This window comes from Sinorhizobium sp. RAC02, assembly GCF_001713395.1.
GTDB lineage: Bacteria > Pseudomonadota > Alphaproteobacteria > Rhizobiales > Rhizobiaceae > Shinella.
Genome location: NZ_CP016452.1, coordinates 1,378,718 through 1,395,813, shown reverse-complemented (window position 1 = coordinate 1,395,813; position 17,096 = coordinate 1,378,718). Strand labels below are relative to the sequence as shown.

At 63.7% G+C, this 17,096-nt stretch carries 16 protein-coding genes; 7 read left to right on the top strand and 9 right to left on the bottom strand.

Translation table 11 applies throughout. The features are described from left to right. Positions 1-34 precede the first annotated feature (34 nt). Positions 35-1,435 (top strand): aminotransferase-like domain-containing protein, encoded by a 1,401-nt coding sequence (locus BSY16_RS27475; RefSeq protein WP_069062945.1) that lies wholly within the window; start codon positions 35-37, stop codon positions 1,433-1,435. Here the strand turns inward: BSY16_RS27475 and BSY16_RS27470 are convergent. From BSY16_RS27470 to BSY16_RS27445, 6 genes are all read right to left on the bottom strand, one after another. Further along, positions 1,432-2,214, bottom strand: a complete 783-nt coding sequence (locus BSY16_RS27470; protein WP_069062944.1) for an ABC transporter permease — start codon at positions 2,212-2,214, stop codon at positions 1,432-1,434. The two genes, BSY16_RS27475 and BSY16_RS27470, sit on opposite strands and share 4 nt — an antisense overlap. A 2-nt stretch (positions 2,215-2,216) precedes the next feature. Beyond that, on the bottom strand, positions 2,217-3,395 hold the full coding sequence (locus tag BSY16_RS27465; RefSeq protein WP_069062943.1) for an ABC transporter permease: 1,179 nt from the start codon (positions 3,393-3,395) through the stop codon (positions 2,217-2,219). After that, entirely contained in the window at positions 3,392-4,471 is a 1,080-nt protein-coding gene (locus BSY16_RS27460; protein ID WP_083243146.1) for an ABC transporter ATP-binding protein, read from the bottom strand. The genes BSY16_RS27465 and BSY16_RS27460 overlap by 4 nt, the downstream gene beginning before the upstream one ends. 99 nt (positions 4,472-4,570) lie before the next feature. Then, positions 4,571-5,611, bottom strand: coding sequence for an ABC transporter substrate-binding protein (locus tag BSY16_RS27455; protein ID WP_444798625.1), 1,041 nt, complete (start codon positions 5,609-5,611; stop codon positions 4,571-4,573). A 216-nt stretch (positions 5,612-5,827) separates the two neighbouring features. Beyond that, positions 5,828-6,568: an SDR family NAD(P)-dependent oxidoreductase gene (locus BSY16_RS27450; RefSeq protein ID WP_069062940.1), complete on the bottom strand. Its 741-nt coding sequence runs from the start codon at positions 6,566-6,568 to the stop codon at positions 5,828-5,830. 76 nt (positions 6,569-6,644) lie between these two features. After that, the gene (locus tag BSY16_RS27445) at positions 6,645-7,325 is read right to left on the bottom strand and encodes a GntR family transcriptional regulator (protein ID WP_069062939.1); all 681 of its coding nucleotides are present in this window, start codon (positions 7,323-7,325) and stop codon (positions 6,645-6,647) included. 185 nt (positions 7,326-7,510) lie between these two features. Here BSY16_RS27445 and BSY16_RS27440 point away from each other — a divergent pair, with 185 nt between their 5' ends. Further along, complete coding sequence (locus BSY16_RS27440) at positions 7,511-8,560, top strand: phosphotransferase (protein WP_069062938.1); 1,050 nt, start codon at positions 7,511-7,513, stop codon at positions 8,558-8,560. A gap of 2 nt (positions 8,561-8,562) precedes the next feature. After that, entirely contained in the window at positions 8,563-9,879 is a 1,317-nt protein-coding gene (locus BSY16_RS27435; RefSeq protein ID WP_069062937.1) for an aspartate aminotransferase family protein, read from the top strand. A 38-nt stretch (positions 9,880-9,917) separates the two neighbouring features. On the opposite strand, the gene BSY16_RS27430 is transcribed toward BSY16_RS27435, so the two are convergent. Beyond that, positions 9,918-11,876 carry an oxidoreductase gene (locus tag BSY16_RS27430; protein WP_069062936.1) on the bottom strand — a complete coding sequence of 653 codons (1,959 nt, stop codon included), beginning with the start codon at positions 11,874-11,876 and terminating at the stop codon, positions 9,918-9,920. A gap of 196 nt (positions 11,877-12,072) precedes the next feature. On the opposite strand from BSY16_RS27430, the gene BSY16_RS27425 reads away from it, so the two are divergent. After that, positions 12,073-12,678, top strand: coding sequence for a helix-turn-helix domain-containing protein (locus BSY16_RS27425; protein ID WP_083243145.1), 606 nt, complete (start codon positions 12,073-12,075; stop codon positions 12,676-12,678). Positions 12,679-12,718: 40 nt separating this feature from the next. Here the strand turns inward: BSY16_RS27425 and BSY16_RS27420 are convergent, their stop codons facing one another. Then, entirely contained in the window at positions 12,719-13,183 is a 465-nt protein-coding gene (locus BSY16_RS27420) for an RrF2 family transcriptional regulator (protein WP_069062935.1), read from the bottom strand. 501 nt (positions 13,184-13,684) lie between these two features. On the opposite strand from BSY16_RS27420, the gene tauA reads away from it, so the two are divergent. The 3 genes from tauA (at position 13,685) to BSY16_RS27405 (ending at position 16,429) form a co-directional block, all read left to right on the top strand. After that, positions 13,685-14,689 carry a taurine ABC transporter substrate-binding protein gene (tauA, locus tag BSY16_RS27415; RefSeq protein WP_069062934.1) on the top strand — a complete coding sequence of 335 codons (1,005 nt, stop codon included), beginning with the start codon at positions 13,685-13,687 and terminating at the stop codon, positions 14,687-14,689. A gap of 94 nt (positions 14,690-14,783) precedes the next feature. Continuing rightward, positions 14,784-15,590, top strand: a complete 807-nt coding sequence (locus BSY16_RS27410) for a taurine ABC transporter ATP-binding protein (protein ID WP_069062933.1) — start codon at positions 14,784-14,786, stop codon at positions 15,588-15,590. Then, complete coding sequence (locus BSY16_RS27405) at positions 15,587-16,429, top strand: ABC transporter permease subunit (RefSeq protein ID WP_083243144.1); 843 nt, start codon at positions 15,587-15,589, stop codon at positions 16,427-16,429. Before BSY16_RS27410 ends, BSY16_RS27405 begins: the two co-directional genes overlap by 4 nt. 14 nt (positions 16,430-16,443) lie before the next feature. Here the strand turns inward: BSY16_RS27405 and BSY16_RS27400 are convergent, their stop codons facing one another. Continuing rightward, positions 16,444-17,079, bottom strand: a complete 636-nt coding sequence (locus BSY16_RS27400; RefSeq protein WP_069062932.1) for an RBBP9/YdeN family alpha/beta hydrolase — start codon at positions 17,077-17,079, stop codon at positions 16,444-16,446. Positions 17,080-17,096 lie beyond the last annotated feature (17 nt).

The following is a 17,096-nucleotide window of genomic DNA, read 5'->3' as shown; positions in this document are numbered from 1 at the left end:
TACCGGTTCATAGGGCAACACAGTGGAAGTAAGCATGACTCAAAACCCCACCGGAAGCCGGATTGCGGATGTCATGTCGGCGATCCGCAAACGCATTGCCAGCCGTGCGCTTGCACCCGGTGACCGTCTTCCCTCGATCCGCCGCTTTGCCGCCTCGACGGGCGTCTCGCCTTCCACCGTCGTGGAGGCCTATGACCGGCTGGCGGCGGAGGGCTTGATCCGCGCGCAGCGGGGATCCGGCTTTTACGTCGCCGGCGTCGGCCTGCCGCCGCTGAAACTGGCGGAGGCGGAAACGCCGAAGGCGCGTGCGGTCGATCCGTTCTGGGTGTCGCGGCAATCGTTGGATGCCGATGCCGCAGTGCTCAAGCCCGGCTGTGGCTGGCTGCCGGCGGACTGGATGCCGGACGCGGCACTGCGCCGGGCCATTCGCAGTCTGGCCCGCAGCGACAGCGACCTGCTCTCCTACTACGGCAGCACGCAGGGTTCGCTTGCGCTGCGCCGCCTACTGCTCGGCCGACTGGCGGAGGAAGGCATCGAGGCTGGCCGGGATCATCTGATGCTGACCAGCACCGGCACCCAGGCGCTGGACCTGATCTGCCGCTTCCTGCTGCGCCCCGGCGACAAGGTGCTCATCGACGACCCCTGTTACTTCAACTTTCAAGCCCTTCTGAAAGCACATCAGGTCGAGGTGGTCGGCGTTCCCTACACGCCGTTTGGGCCAGATATCGCAAGGTTTGAGGCCATACTCGCCACCGAACGGCCACGGCTCTACATCACCAATTCCGCGATCCACAATCCGACGGGTGCTACCCTTTCGCCCCAGACGGCATATCGCGTGCTGAATGCGGCTGCAGGCAGCGAGATGATCATCGTCGAGGACGATATCTTTGCCGATTTCGAGCCCGAGCCCTCCACGCGACTGGCCGCGCTCGATGGATTCGACCGCGTCATCCGCATCGGCAGCTTCTCCAAAACGCTCTCTGCCTCCGCGCGCTGCGGCTACATCGCCGCGCGGCCGGACTGGATCGAAGGGCTGGTGGATTTGCAGATCGCCACCAATTTCGGAGGCCCGAGCCCGATGTCCAGTGAGATCATCGCCCAGATGCTGGCCGGCGGTGGTTATCGCAAGCATATGGAAGAGCTACGCCGGAAGCTGGTCCGCACCCGGCGCGAAACAGCGGACCGGCTCGCCCGGCTCGGCATAGAGCCATGGCTCACGCCGCGCGGCGGCTTCTACCTCTGGTGCCGGCTGCCGGAGGGACTGGATTCCGGTGACGTCGCGCAGGCCGCCGTGGCCGAGGGCGTCGTGCTCGCACCCGGCAACGTCTTCAGCGTGTCGCAGACGGCGGCCGGCTTCATGCGCTTCAACGTCGCGCACATGCTGGAGCCGCGCGTGTACCAGGTGCTCGGCGCGGTGCTGAAACGCGCTATCTAGCGGCGCTTGGCGAGCATGGAGCGCGACAGCACGACGACGAGGCCGATGATCACCGTCGCCACGATGAACAGGAAGGCGGCGGCGGCAATGGCGGGGCTGATATTCTCGCGGATACTGGAGAACATCTGCCGCGCCAATGTGCGCTGGTTGGGACCGGCGACGAAGAGGGTGAGCACCACCTCATCCAGCGACGTGGCGAAGGCAAGCACGGCGCCGGACAGCACGCCCGGCATGGCGAGCGGCAAAGTCACACGCCGAAACACCGTCGTCGGCGATGCGCCGAGGCTTTGCGCTGCCAGTTCCACCCGCTCGTCTATGCCGGCAAGCGCGCCGCTGACGCTGACGATCACGAAGGGCACGGCGACGACCGTGTGGGCGATGATGACGCCGAGATAGCTGTTCGTCAGGCCGAAGCCCGCCAGCAGCACCTGCATGCCGACGCCGAGCACCACGGCGGGCACCACCATCGGCAGCAGGAAGAGCGTGCGGATCGAGCCGCGGAAGAACAGCAGCCGGTTGCGCAGGCCAAGCGATGCCGCCGTGCCGAGAATGGTGGCAAGCAATGTCGTGCCCGTGCCGATGATCAGGCTGTTGACGATCGCACGGCGCCAGGCATCGGCGAAGAACAGCTCTTCGAACCAGCGCAGCGACCAGGAGGGGATCGGATAGGTGAGGATGACGCTCGACGTGAAGGCAAGCGGCAGGATGGCAATCAGCGGCGCGATGAGGAAGAGAACCGTCAGCGTGGCAAAGGTGGCCTTGGCGATTTTCATCGGCATGATCAGCGCCTCCCCGGTTCGTCGCTGGAGAGACGCGCATAGACGCTGTAGAGCACGAGTGTCGCGACAAGCAGCACCATGCCGAGCGCACCGGCCATGCCCCAGTTCGCCGAACCCGTCGCGTAGAAGGCGATGATCGAGGAGATCATCTGGTCGCCCGGCCCGCCGATCAGCGCCGGCGTGATGTAGTAGCCGATGGCCGAGATGAAGACGAGCAGGCAGCCGGAGGCGACGCCGCGCAGGCTGAGCGGCAGGAGCACGCGCACGAACGCTCGCAGCGGTGGCGCGCCGAGCGAGGCGGCGGCAGGCATGAGGTTTTTCGGGATGGTGATCAGAACCGAATAGATCGGTAGCACCATGAAGGGCAGGAGCACATGGGTCATGGCGATGATGACGCCGGTGCGGTTGAAGATCAGTGCCAGCGGCGCGTCGATCAGGCCGATGCCGCGCAGCAGGTCGTTAATGAGGCCCTGCTCCTGCAACAGGATGAACCAGGCGGCGGTGCGCACGAGAAGCGATGTCCACAGCGGCAGCAGCACGGCGGCCAGCATCAGGTCGCGCTTCCAGCCCTCGAGTGACGCGGCGATGATAGCATAGGGAAAGCCGATGCAGGCGCAGAAGAAGGTGACAAGTGCTGCAATCCAGAAGGTGCGCACAAGGATCACGCGGTTGACGGACTGGTCGGCCGGCAGGTGCTCGATATTACCGGCGGTATTGCGGCCGAGGTCGACGGCGGCGAGCAGGTTGCGGTCTGTGTAGGGAGAAAGCGCATCGGCGATGGCGATCCAGAATTCCGGTTTTTCCCAGCGCTTGTCGATCGAGACGAGATCGGCGGGCGGGTTGGCCGCGTCGGCCAGCGCGCTCGTGGTCTTGCCCATCAGCGTGCGGAAGCCGGAGCGGGCACTGTTCAGGCGCCGCACCATGTCGCCGAGCGCCTGGTCATCGTCGACGGCCTTCAGGTCCTCCATCAGCGCGGCCTGCATGGGCGCGGTTGGCGGCGATTTTCGATCCCAGTCGCCGATGACCTCGGCGCTGCGTGGCAGGAGGCGCAACACGGCCGGATCCGATATCGCCTGCGACATCATGCTGAACAGCGGCCAGACGAAAAAGCCGATGAGGAAGACGAGCAGCGGCGCCAGAAGAAGCAGCGACCGTCCGGTGCGTGACGAGCCCCCGCTCATGGCGCAATGACCCGGCAATCGCCGGCCGCAAAGGCCGCATAGACCTTGGTGCCCGGCGGAAACTCGCGCGACCGACGGCCGAGCTTGGCGATGAGCGGATGCGCCGCATTCTGCAACTGCACACGAAGATGATCGCCCTGGTAGACGCTGTCCGTCACTTCCGTTTCGAGACTGTTGCGGGCGTCGCCGGCGATCTCGGTGAGATCGACCCGCTCGGGACGGATGGAAAGATAGACGGTCTGGCCCGGTGCCACGGTGCCGGAAACAGCCGAAACGATCTGGGCGCCGGAACTCAGCCGCACATTGGCTTCAGCACCCTGCACCGCCTCGACGACACCCTCGACCAGATTGGTCTCGCCGATGAATTCGGCGACGAAGCGCGTCGTCGGTTCGTCATAGACCTGCCGCGGCGTACCGATCTGCTCGATCTTGCCCTTGTTGAAGACCGCGACGCGGTCCGACATGGTCAGCGCTTCGGACTGATCGTGCGTGACGAAAACGATGGTGAGGCCGAGGCGGCGATGCAGGTCGCGGATGTCGAGTTGCATCTGCTCGCGCAACTGCTTGTCGAGCGCGCCAAGCGGCTCATCCATCAGCACGACGCGCGGCTCGAAGACCAACGCCCGGGCAAGCGCCACGCGCTGCTGCTGGCCGCCGGAGAGCTGGGAGGGCCGGCGATCGACAAGCGCGGACATCTGCACCATGTCGAGCGCCCGCTTCACCCGTTCGCCGGTCTCCGCCTTGCCGAACCCCCGCATCTGCAAGGGAAAGGCGATGTTGTCGCCAACGGACATGTGGGGGAACAGCGCATAACTCTGGAAGACCACGCCCATGTCGCGCTTGTGGGTCGGCACAGTGTTGATCGCCGTTCCATCAAGCAGGATGCTGCCGGAGGTCGGCTGCTCAAAGCCGGCGAGCATCATCAGCAACGTCGTCTTGCCGGAACCGGACGGGCCGAGAAGGCTGACGAACTCGCCTTTCGCAATGCCGAGGTCGAGGTTCTCGACCACGCAGAGCAGGCCGTAGAATTTGGTGATGCGGTCAAATCGAATGAATTCGGCCAAGGAAGACTCCATCGCTAGAGGCGAAGAATACATCATGCGGGAGCCCCGCAAGGACGCATCCAGCCGGGCAGGAAGGGCGCCCGTTTCGAGCGCCCTCCATCGCGGATGTGCTTACTGGGCCAGCCAGGCGTTGAAGCGCTGCGTCAGCGATTCCGCATTGTCGATCCAGAAGTCGACATTGAGGGCGATCGAGTCCGTCATGTTCGCGGGATCGGTCGGCAGGTCCTTGGCGAATTCCGCCGGCACCTTGGCGGCCGCTTCCTTGTTCGGCAGGCCGTAGGCGACGAATTCCGGCAGCTTTGCCTGGTTGTCCGGCAGGCTCGCAAACGCGATGAAGTCCTGCGCGGCGTCCTTGTTCTCCGCGTCCTTCAGCACGACCCAGCTATCGACGGCGTAGATGCTGCCGGGGAAGACGACCTTGAAGTTCTTGCCTTCCGTACGGTTGATGCCGGTGATGCGGCCATTATAGGCCGAGGCCATCGCGACTTCGCCAGACGCAAGGAACTGCAGCGGCTGGGCGCCGGATTCCCACCAGACGATGTTCGCCTTCAACTCATCGAGCTTCTTGAAGGCACGTTCGACGCCTTCGTCCGTGCCGAGCACGTCATAGAGCTCGTCCTTCGAGACCCCATCGGCGAGCAGCGCGAATTCAAGCGTGTATTTCGGGCCCTTGCGCAGCGAGCGCTTGCCCGGGAATTTTTCGACATTCCAGAAGTCCGCCCAGGAGGCCGGGCCTTCCTTCAGCTTGTCGCCGTCATAGGCAATCGCCGTGGACCAGACGATGGCGCCAACGCCGCAGTCATTGACCGCGCTGTCGAGGAACTTGTCCTTGCCGCCCAACTTGTCCCAGTCGATCTTCTCGTAGAGGCCGTCGGCACAGCCGAGCGCCAGTTCTTCGGCTTCCACCTGAACGGCATCCCAGTTCGGCGCGCCGGCCTTGACCTTCGACTGAATGACGCCGATGCCGCCGTCCCAGGCCTCGTCCAGCACAGGCTTGCCGGTCTTTTCCGCGAACGGCTTGAAATAGATGTTGCGCTGCGCATCCTGATAATTGCCGCCCCAGGAGACGACGGTCAGGTCGCGCGCCAAGGCCGGCAGGGCAAGGCTTGCGGACAGCACGACGGCGGCGGCCGTCAGAATCCCGGATTTCACGATGGTTTTCATGGCACTCCCCTTTTCTCTTTTATGAAGGAACCGGCAGGCCGGCTCCGATGACGAACTTGTGTGACTGCGCCGCCCTCGCCTTTGGCGTATCAGCGGTGTTGCAGCCTCTCCGGTCGCTGCGCCCTTTCCCCGGGGCACGTATCGGCCGATTGATGCATTCCGGTCTGCGTCGGTCAACGGATTTCGTTGCCGTCTTGACCGTTGTCAGACGTGCTGCCCTCCGTTGATGTGGATTTCCGCACCGTTGATGTAGGACGATGGTTCGGTGCATAGGAAATAGATGGTTTCCGCAACTTCGCGCGGTTCGCCCAGCCTCTCCATCGGCACTTCCGCCGCCACCAGTTCATCCGTTCCCGGTGAAAGGATTGACGTTTCGATCTCACCTGGTGCGATGGCATTCGCTCTCACACCACGGCGGCCGAATTCATGGGCCATTTCCCGCGTCAGCGAGGCGAGCGCCGCCTTGGAGGCCGCATAGGCGACGCCCGCGAAGGGATGCACGCGGGAGCCTGCAATCGAGGTCACGTTGACGATCGATCCCTGCGCGGCCTCCAGCTCCGGCATCAGCGCGCGGGCGATCAGCGCGGTCGAGATGAGATTGACATTGAGCACCTGCGTCCAGACATCCGCCTCGGTCTCCAGCACGCCAAGGCGCGAGCGGCCCGGTCCCTTCGGCGAGATGCCGGCATTGTTGACCAGAGCGTGTAGGCGGCCGTTCGGCAGGCGTTCACGCACGGTCGCGGCGAGACGCTCGATCTGGCTCAGATCGGCAAGATCGGCCTGGATATGGCTTTCGCGGGCGGACGGCCAGGCGCATTCCTCGGAAAAGGCTTGACGCGAAACGGTGAGAATGCGCCAGCCCTTCGACTGGAAGAGCTTTACCGTCGCATGGCCGATGCCGCGGCTCGCTCCCGTCAGCAACATGTAGCGGCGTTCTTCGGTCATGGACGCATTCTCCATTGATGCTTGATGCATCGTAATAGGCGGTTCGCGAAATGCAAGCCTCGTGTTCGCACGGTCATCACGCGCGCCGGGCGGGTCGTTCCACACCGTGCACGATGCGCTCGAGGATCGGCTTGCCGCCCAGCAAAATGTCGTCGACGATCGCTATCGAAGCGGCGGCAGGATCGTGCCGTTTCAGCGCCTCGATGACAGGGTAGTGATGATCGATCATCGCCCGCCCGCCTTCGATGTAGGCATCCGAAATATGCGGTCCCATCTGCAACCAGAGCCGTCGAAGAATGTTGTTCAGCACCGGAAGCCCGGCAATCTGCGGCAGCATGAAGTGAAAGGCCTGGTTGAGCTGCGTGCCTTTCAGGCGATCACCAGCGTCGATTGCCTGCTCATTTTCCCGTAAAATGCCCTCCAAAGCATGAATATCGGCACTGGTAGCGACTTGCGCGGCCGTCTCCGCGGCCAGCCCCTCCAGCCGGATGCGGATCGCCCGGATTTCCCGGTAACGGCTTTCGGCCATGCCGGGAATGCGAATGTCGCGTGGCGAGCGGAAGGTGATTGCCTCATCGTTGGCAAGGCGCAGGATGGCGTCACGGATCGGCGTGACGCTGGTGCCGAACTGTTCGGCGAGATCGCGGATCTTCAGCCGGTCGCCCGGCTGGAAACGTCCCTGCATCAGCGCATCGCACAGTGCGGCGTAGACGACGCTGTTGAGGTTCTCATGTTCCAGTGTCGTAAATTCAGCCATGGAACTCATCCGCAAAATAAAATAATAAGATACTTGATGCATCTTTTATGACGTGTTTCAAGTATGAGCCTCTGCCGGACGTTATCTTTCTCTACCGGTCGGCACCATACTCCCGCCGTAAGCACCTTCGACAGCGGGACGGGACAGGCAAGAAAAGTGCGGACCACCGCATCAACGGAGCAAACATGACGGAGCCATCGCCCGCCGCGAAGAAACCTGATTCCATGTCGGCGACATGGAGCGTGACGTCGCTCGACGATGCAAAGCTGGCGGTCGAGGATGTTTACGGCCTTTCCGGCGCCGTCAAACGGCTTTCGAGCGAGCGGGACGAAACCTTCCTGTTCACCCGCGTTGACGGTACGGATTTCGTTCTCAAGATCGCCAATCCCGCCGAGGACCCGGCCGCACTGGAATTCCAGGACGGCGCGCTGCTGCATCTTGCAGCGGCAGCCCCCACAGTGCCCGTGCCACGGCTGGTGCGCACGAGGGATGGCGAACAAAGCCGGACGCTCGCAACCGCCGACGGCCCGCGCATCATGCGCCTGCTGACCTTCCTGCCGGGAGAACTGCAATATCGCACGCCCACGACCGAAGCCCAGAGCCGCAATGTGGGCCGCGCGTTGGCGGAACTCGGCCTTGGGCTAGAGGCCTACAACGGCCGCCCACCCGCCGGAAAGCTGATGTGGGACATCTCCCATATGCTCGACCTTGCTGTTGTCATCGACGATGTCGCACCGGAACGCCGGTCGCAGGCGGCGGGCGTCATTGCGGAGTTCGAGCAGGCACTGCCGGCCATCGCTGCGCTCAAGCGGCAGCAGATCATCCACAACGATTTCAATCCGCATAATATCCTGCTCGACCCGGCATCACCCACCCACGTCGTCGGCATCATCGATTTCGGTGACATGGTGCATGCACCGCTGATCAACGATCTCGCCGTCGGGCTGTCCTATCATCTCGCGACGGACAACTGGCAAGCGCGCACCCGCGCCCTTCTCGAAGGGTTCCTCTCTGCACGCCCACTCGAGCCTGGCGAGATCGAACTTCTGCCGCTTCTGTGCCGCTGCCGGCTGGCAATGTCCATCATCATCGCCGAATGGCGTTCCGCGCGGTTTCCGGAGAACCGCGACTATATCATGCGCAACCACGCCACCGCCTGGCGGGGCCTGCAAAACATATCCGATCTGACACCCGCCGGGCTGAAACGGCTCGTGCCCAACCTTTCCGAGGCCTGACCATGTCGATGGTGAATGCATTTTCGCAGGAAGATTTCGAGCGGCTGAACGAGGCCGAACGGGCGTTGATCGCCCGACGGGAAAAGGTGCTCGGCCCCGCCTACCGCCTGTTTTATGAAAAGCCGCTGCACCTGGTGCGCGGCGAAGGCGTCTTCCTCTATGACGCCTCGGGTGAAAAATATCTTGATGCCTATAACAACGTCGCCTCGCTCGGCCATTGCCATCCGCGCGTCGTGGAGGCAATCACCAAGCAGACGGCGGTGCTCAACACCCATACGCGCTACCTGCACGAAGGCATCATCGACTATGCCGAGGCGTTGACGGCGACGTTCCCCGAAACGCTCAGCCAGGCCATGTTTACCTGCACGGGCAGCGAGGCAAACGACCTTGCGGTGCGCATCGCCCGCTATGTCACGGGTGGCACCGGCATCATTGCGACGGATCTCGCTTATCATGGCCTGACGAGCGCGGTTGCCGAGTTCTCGCCGTCGCTTGGCGAATCGGTGACGCTCGGGCCACATGTGCGCACCGTGCCCGCACCGGACAGCTATCGCCATTCGCCGGAAGAGGTGATGGAAAAGTTCGGCCGCGACGTGCGCGCCGCCATCGCGGATCTCCAGCGCCACGGCATCAAGCCGGCCATGCTGATCACCGACACGATTTTTTCCAGCGACGGCATTTTCGCCGGCCCGAAGGGTTTTCTGAAGCCGGCTGTCGATGCGATCCACGCGGCGGGCGGCCTCTTCGTCGCCGACGAGGTCCAGCCCGGCTTCGGCCGCACCGGTGAGGCCATGTGGGGTTTCGAGCGCCACGGCGTTTCACCCGACATGGTGACGATCGGCAAGCCGATGGGCAACGGCTACCCGATGGCGGGCATCGTGCTCAGGCCCGAGGTGATTGCCGAATTCGGCCCGCGGGCGCGCTATTTCAACACGTTCGGCGGCAATCCGATTGCTGCCGCGGCCGGCAAGGCCGTGCTCGACACGATCCAGATTGAAGGCCTGCAGCAGAACGCGCTGGAGGTTGGCCGCTATCTGGTGGACGGCCTCAAAAGCCTTGCCGACCGTTATCATGCCATCGGTGACGTGCGCGGCTCCGGCCTATTCATCGGTGTCGAGATCGTCGCCGATCCGGCTGCCAAGAGCCCCGACGCCGCCCTGACCACCCGCATCGTCAACGGCCTGCGCGAGCGCCGCATCCTCATCAGCGCTTCCGGGCCGCGGGCCAACGTCCTCAAGATTCGCCCGCCGCTCGTCTTCTCCCGCGAGAATGCCGACATGCTGGTGGATGCACTGGGCGACGTGCTGAAAGCCCTGTGACGGCAAGGGGCTGCGCGTAACCAAGCGGCCTCAGGCCTTTAAAGCGAAGCGCCAACCTTTAGCCCCTCGTAGACCGCCTCTTCGGCGGTGCGGGGGGCGAGGCTATCGCCGATGATGTGGACTTCCGGCACCAGGCCCCGCAGCATTTCCCCGAGTTCGTCCACCGGCTCATGGCCAAGACAGAGCACCAGCGTGTCCACCTCCTCGAACAGGATCGGCAGCTCGCTCACTGTGTGCTGCATGTAGACCGTGCCCCCATAGCAACCGTAGAGGCGGGCATAGGGCGTGATGCGCACGCCGATGCGATGCAGTTCGGCGGCGATGTTGTCGCGCACGTAGAGCGGCAGGAGTTCGGCTGCATGGGTGCCGTTGACCGCGAGCTCGACGCTGCACCCCTCGCCGGTCAGCAGTTCGGCAATGCCGGGACCGATCCAGTCGCAGCGCCAATCCGCGACGACGACGCGGCTGCCGGTTTTTACCTCGCGGCGCAACACCTGCCACGCATCGACGATCTGGACGCTGCCATCCTGCTCGATATCGGGTCGGTAGGGTTTCGCGCCGGTGGCGAGGATCACCGCATCCGGCTTTTCCGCCTCCACCAGCACGCGATCCACACGCGTGCCGCGCACCACGCGGACATTGGCCCGCTCCACCTCGTGGGCGAGATTGGTGACGATGCCGCCGAACTCGGCGCGTCTAGGGAGCTGCTGGGCAAGCAGCGCCTGGCCGCCGAGTTGCGGTGCGCCTTCGTAGAGCGTCACATGATGCCCGCGACTGCCGGCAACCGCCGCAGCCTTGAGGCCCGCCGGCCCGCCGCCGATCACCATGACGGATTTCGGCCGTGCGGCCGGCGTAAGTGTGCCGAATTCCAGCTCTCGCCCGGTTTCGGGATGCTGTATGCAGGAAATCGGCACGCCGCGGTGAAAGTGGCCGATACAGGCCTGGTTGCAGGCGATACAGGCGCGGATATCGTCGGCATGTCCCGCCTCGGCTTTGCCCGGCATGGCCGGATCGCAGATCATCGCCCGCGTCATCCCGCAAACATCCGCCGAACCGCCGGCAAGGACCGCTTCGGCCTCCTGCGGCTGGTTTATGCGACCCGTGACGAAGACGGGAACGGTAAGGGCCTGGCGAAACCGCGCGGCATCGCCGGCAAGATAGGCATGGCGATAGGCCATGGGCGGCACGATGTGCACGGCCCCGCCGAGTGAGGCGGAGGTACCGGCCGTCAGGCTGACATAATCCAGCAGCGGCTCGAGCCGGCGACAGATGGCGAGCGCCTCGTCGCCCGTCAGCCCCTGTTCGTCGCGCTCGCTGGTGCTGATGCGCATGCCGATGACGAAATCCTCCGACGTCTCGGCACGCATCGCCGAGAGCGCGTCGACCGCAAAGCGCAGCCGGTTTTCCAGATCGCCGCCATAGGCATCGCTGCGGCGGTTGACCCGGGGATTGAAGAATTGGGCGGGCAGGTAGCCGTGGCTTGCGACGAACTCGACGCCATCGATGCCAGCCGCATGCATGCGGCGCGCGGCGGCGGCATAGCCGGCAACGATTTCGTCGATCATGCGCTGGTCGAGCTGCCGCGGCATCACGCGAAAACGCTCGTTCGGCGAGACGGACGGCGCGTAGGCAACGGTCAAAAGCCCGTCGCCGCCCTCCATGATCTCGCGCCCGGGATGAAAGAGCTGCGAGAACAGCGCACATCCCTCGGCGTGACAGACCTCCGCAAGCCGTCGATAGCCCTCGATACAGTCGTCGCTGACCGCCATGAGCATGTGCGAGGTATAGCGTGCCGTCTCATGCACGCCGGCCACCTGGCTGACGATCAGACCCGCCCCGCCCAGCGCTCGCGCTGCGTGATAGGCAATCAGCGCATCGTTGACCAGTCCGTCGGTTGGCAGCGTCGTATCGTGACCGGACGACATGATGCGATTCTTCAGTCGCACGCCACGGATCTGCAGCGGCTGAAACAGATGGGGGAATGCGTCTGCCGTCATGGAACCCGGCCTCCTCCTACCGTAACTACGAAAGCTTGATGATGCATATTTTATCCTGAGTAAAAAATATATATGACATTTTTACTTTGGGCAAAATTTGTTGTCATTCACACTGGGTTGTGCATGCCTGTGCCGGAAATCTACGCAGCGAAGGAAAGCCCGGAGCCGTGCCACCAGAGAAAGACGGAATGCAGCCATGGCCTCTGACGACCATCTCGGCATCAACCTGCCGGCCGATCCTGCCGGTGAGGAGGCCGTTCTCGGCGAACGCATTCGCGACCTGCGCAAGCGGCGCAAGATGACGCTGGCGCAACTGGCGGACAGCGCCGGCCTTTCAACCGGCTATATCAGCCAGATCGAGCGCAACCTCGCCTATCCGTCTATCCCCGCGCTGGTGGGGATTGCCCGCAGTCTCGGCGTGACCGTTCAATGGTTCTTCGCCGGCGCCTCGCGCGTGCCCCAGGAGGAGCATGGCTATGTGGTCCGGCGCGGCAACCGGCTGAAGATCCAGTACGAACAAGGCATCATTGACGAGTTGCTGACGCCGAAAATGAGCCTGCAGGTAGAGCTGATCTACACAAACCTGCCGCCCGGCAGCGAGAGCGCGGAAAGCTATAGCCACACCGGCGACGGCGTCGGCTTCGTGTTGTCCGGGGAGCTGGAAATCTGGGTCGGGGAGCGGCGCTTCCATCTCCACGAGGGCGACAGCTGCTCATACTCGGCCGGCGAGCCGCATCGCTATCGCAATCCGGGGCAACGGGATGCCGTGGTACTATGGGCGATCAGCCCACCGAATTTTTAACCGGCACGGAAGAGGCGGCCTTGCAAAGGCCGCCCGCGGGTCAGCCGACGCGCTTTTCCAGCTCTTCCTCGTCGATGATGGCAGCCGCGCCCGGTACGGCAACGAACTGCTCCAGCGTCATCGTGTCGAGGATCGAGGCAATGGCGTCGCGCACATCCGTCATGGCGCGACGGACCTGACAGGTTTCCGGATCGGCGCAATCTTCGCAGGCCTCAAAAGCCGTGCGGCTGGCGCAGCGAATGGGCGCAAGCGGCCCGTCGAGCACGCGGATGGCATGGCCGATGCGAATTTCGGAGGCCGGATGGGACAGCGAGTAGCCGCCGCCCGGACCCTTCTTCGAACGCAGCATGCCGGCATTGCGCAGTTCGAGCAGGATCGTGTCGAGGAACTTCTTCGGAATATTGTTGCGCAGCGCGATTTCCGCCACGAACGCGGTTTCGCCCGGCCCCAGACGCGCCAAGTCCACCAGCGCCTTTAGTCCGTATTTTCCTTTTTTCGTCAGCATGTCGGTCTGCTTTCCATCAGCACTGGGGCATCGTCCGGATACGCCCGGGAGCGCGGACGCGTGCATCCCGCGTCCCAGGGGTTCCATCCGTCGATCTTGGGGAAGATCGACGGTTCACCCTTGCCGGGTGATTCTGGCTCATTCTTGGCACCGAAGTGCGAAAAACATATAAAAACGGTATAATTTATTTGTGCCGGGTGCAGCAAGGGAATTGGCGTCTTTTGTCAAGCTCTTATGCAGGTTTCGTCGACGACGTGCCCAATCTGCATCGGTTTTGCGGGCGAATTGTTCCTTCCGCGCTTTTCGGCGCTCCCAAGCTATCTTTGACACCACGCGAAATGCAGGGCGGCCGTTTTCGGCACTGCTCCCGGAAAACGCAAAAGCAATCGCCGATGCGCGGTGAAATTGAGGTAAAAATTTCTCTACTAAATTTATTGATTATATAGCCTTGAGAAACCGGCCCGCACCAACCTCGGGCAACGGCTACTTGAGGAGAGGACCATGACCATCAACCGCAGAACCCTGCTTGCCGCGACCGCCGCCCTTGCCATGGCCGCGTCGTTCGGCACTGCCTTTGCCGAAGAGGTGACGCTCAACATCGGCTACCAGCCGATTGTCGAGCCCTCGCGCGTACCGCAGGCCGACGGCACCTACGAGAAGGTGACGGGCGCCAAGATCAACTGGCAGAAATTCGACGGCGGCGCCGACGTGATTGCCGCGATCGCCTCCGGCTCGCTCGATATCGGCTATGTCGGCTCCTCGCCGCTTGCCGCGGCGTCGAGCCGCGAACTGCCGATCGAGACGATCTTCGTCGTCGGCCTGATCAGCGAGGCGGAAGCGCTTGCGGTCAAGACCATCGACAAGCCGGAAGACCTCGCCGGCAAAAAGATCGCGACGCCCTTTGTTTCCACAGCACACTACAGCCTGCTGACGGCGCTGAAACACTGGAAGGTCGATCCGAAGTCCGTCGAGATCCTCAACCTGCGTCCGCCGGAAATCGCGGCGGCGTGGGAACGTGGCGATATCGATGGCGCCTATGTCTGGGATCCGGTCCTGGCGCAGTTGAAGAAGAGCGGCAAGGTTCTGGCCACGTCTGCGGACGTCGCCGACTGGGGCGGCCCGACCTTCGACGCGTGGATCGTCAGCAAGAAGTTCGCCGAAGAGCATCCGGACGTCGTGACGGCCTTCGTGAAGGTGACGGGTGATGCAACCGCCGCCTACCGCGCCAACCCAGACGCCTGGAACGCGACGTCACCGGAAGCTGAAAAGATCGCCCGCCTGACGGGCGCCAAGCAGGACGAGGTTCCGGCCCTTCTCAAAGGCTACATCTTCCCGACGCTCGAAGAGCAGGCCGGTGAGGCATTGCTTGGCGGCGGTACGGTGAAGGCGGTTTCCGATACCTCTGCCTTCCTGCTGGAGCAGGGCAAGATCCCGGCGGCACTCTCCGACTACAAGCCCTACGTCTCGACCCGCTGGGTGACCGACGCGGCGAAGCTCGCCTACTGATCCGGCAACAATCCTGCGGCGGAGATGGCCCGGTCGCGCGAAAGCGCCGCCGGGCCATCGCCAGATAAAACGCCACCCCATTTCCGGAGGCCCCATGAGCGTCCTGACATTCCGCAACGTTTCGCTGCGCTACCCGCCAAGGGCTGGCCGCGGCGGCACCGGCCCACAGCTTGTGCTCGATACGATCGACCTGCAAATCGCCTCGAACGAGTTGGTTGCCGTCATCGGCCGTTCCGGCTCCGGCAAGACGAGCCTGCTCAATCTCGCCGCCGGTTTTCTGGATCCCTCCTCGGGCACGATCACCGTCGACGGCGAGCCCATTCGCGGCCCCGGCGCTGACAGGGCCGTCGTCTTCCAGGACGATGCGCTTTATCCCTGGCTCGATGCCCGCGACAACATCGCCTTTCCCTTCAAGCTGAAGGGCATTCCGCTTGCCGAACGTCGCGCGCGTGCCGACGCGCTTCTCGACCGCGTCGGCCTTGCGGATGCCGGCGACCGGCGCATCTGGGAACTGTCCGGTGGCATGCGCCAGCGTGTCGGCATCGCCCGGGCGCTCGCCGCCGAGCCGCGCTTCCTCTTGCTCGACGAACCGCTTGGCGCGCTCGATGCGCTGACCCGCACACGCATGCAGGAGTTCCTGTTGCGCATCAAGGCCGAGAGCGGTGCCGGGGCTCTGCTCATAACGCACAGCATCGAGGAGGCGCTGTTGCTCGGCACGCGCGTCGTCGTGCTCTCGCCCAATCCCGGTCGCCTGACGGCGGAGATCGAAGCCGGCTTCAACGCGGAGGTGCTGAACGGTGCCTCGGTGGCCGCCGTGAAGGCCTCACCGCTCTTCAAGCGCATGCATGCGGGGCTCACCGGCCTCATCCATTCCACCAGTGACGAGGAGATTGCCGCATGACGCTCTCCGCAGAAATCGATTCCCTGCCGCAACAGATCGTGGCTGATGATACCACCCGTCCGCGCCCAGCGCGTCCCCTGCCCGTTGCCGTCATTTCGGCGATCACTGTAGTCCTGATCATCGGGGCATGGGGGCTTGCCTCGGCCTATGCGCTGGTCTCGCCGGTCTTCCTGCCTTCGCCGCGAGAGGTCGTGCTTGCCCTCTACAATCTCATCGTGAAGGGTTTCGTCGATGCGACGCTCGCAGAACATGTCGGCGCCAGCCTCACCCGCATTTTTGGCGCGCTGATCGCATCGATCATCATCGGCATCCCCGCCGGGATTGCGATCGGCACCAGCCGGGTTGGCCGCGGTGTTCTCGATCCGATCGTCGAGTTCCTGCGACCGCTGCCGCCGCTTGCCTATCTGCCACTCATCATCATCTGGGTGGGCATCGGCGAGGCTTCGAAGATCACTGTGATTGCGCTGTCCATGCTGCCATCGATCATCCTGTCGACCTCCGCCGGCGTTCGCGCGGTCTCCAAGGATCATGTCAATGCAGCACGTTCGCTTGGCGCGAGCAAACGACAGGTTCTGGCGGAAGTCGTCTTGCCAAGCTCCGTGCCGTCGATCCTCACCGGCATCCGCATCGCGCTTGGTGCAGGCTGGACGACACTGGTGGCGGCGGAACTGGTTGCAGCGACGAGCGGTATGGGCTTCATGATCCAGTCAGCCGCACAGTTCCTCGTCACCGACATCGTGATTGCCGGCATCATCGTCATCGCGCTGATCGCCATTCTGCTGGAATACATCGCCCGGCTCATCGAGCGGCGCCTGGTACCCTGGGCTTCGCACCGCTGAGACCATGCAGGCGCTCAGTTGAGCGCCAGTCCCAGGCTTGCGACGGCCGCCGTAAACAGGCGGCCGTCTTGTTTTACGGGGAAGATCGAGCGCCCCGCCCTTGTCTTCAGGAGCTCGAGGAAATCGTAGCCCGCTGTCCAGCGGCCAAAACCGCTGGCGACGTTGATATGACCGGCATCGCCGATATCGACGAGATCGCTGCCCCACGCGCGCGCGGTCTGGCGAAGGCGGTCGACCGGCATATAGGGGTCGTTCAGACTGCCGACCACGAGCGATGGAAACGGCAGGCGTACCTGCGGCATGGCACCGAACCTGATGATACAGGGATGCATCGTTTCGGTCGTATCGAGATCGCAGGGGGCGACGAGCAGCGCACCGCGAATCCGCGACGCCAGCCGGCTCTGCGCAAAATGCGCCGCCAGCACGCAGCCGAGGCTGTGGCCGACAAGCCAGACGTCGTTGCCGACCATCTCGACCTGCTGCTCCACTTGCTGAAGCCAGCTCTGCCGATCGGGGCAGGCCCAGTCAAATTGCTCGACCACTCGGCTTTCGGGATTGTCACGCGCCCAGTGGCGCTGCCAGTGCCCTTCGGGCGAGCCGTTGAGGCCGGGCAAGATGAGCGTGTCGATGGGAATATCGATTGACGGCATGAGGCAGCCTTCCTTCG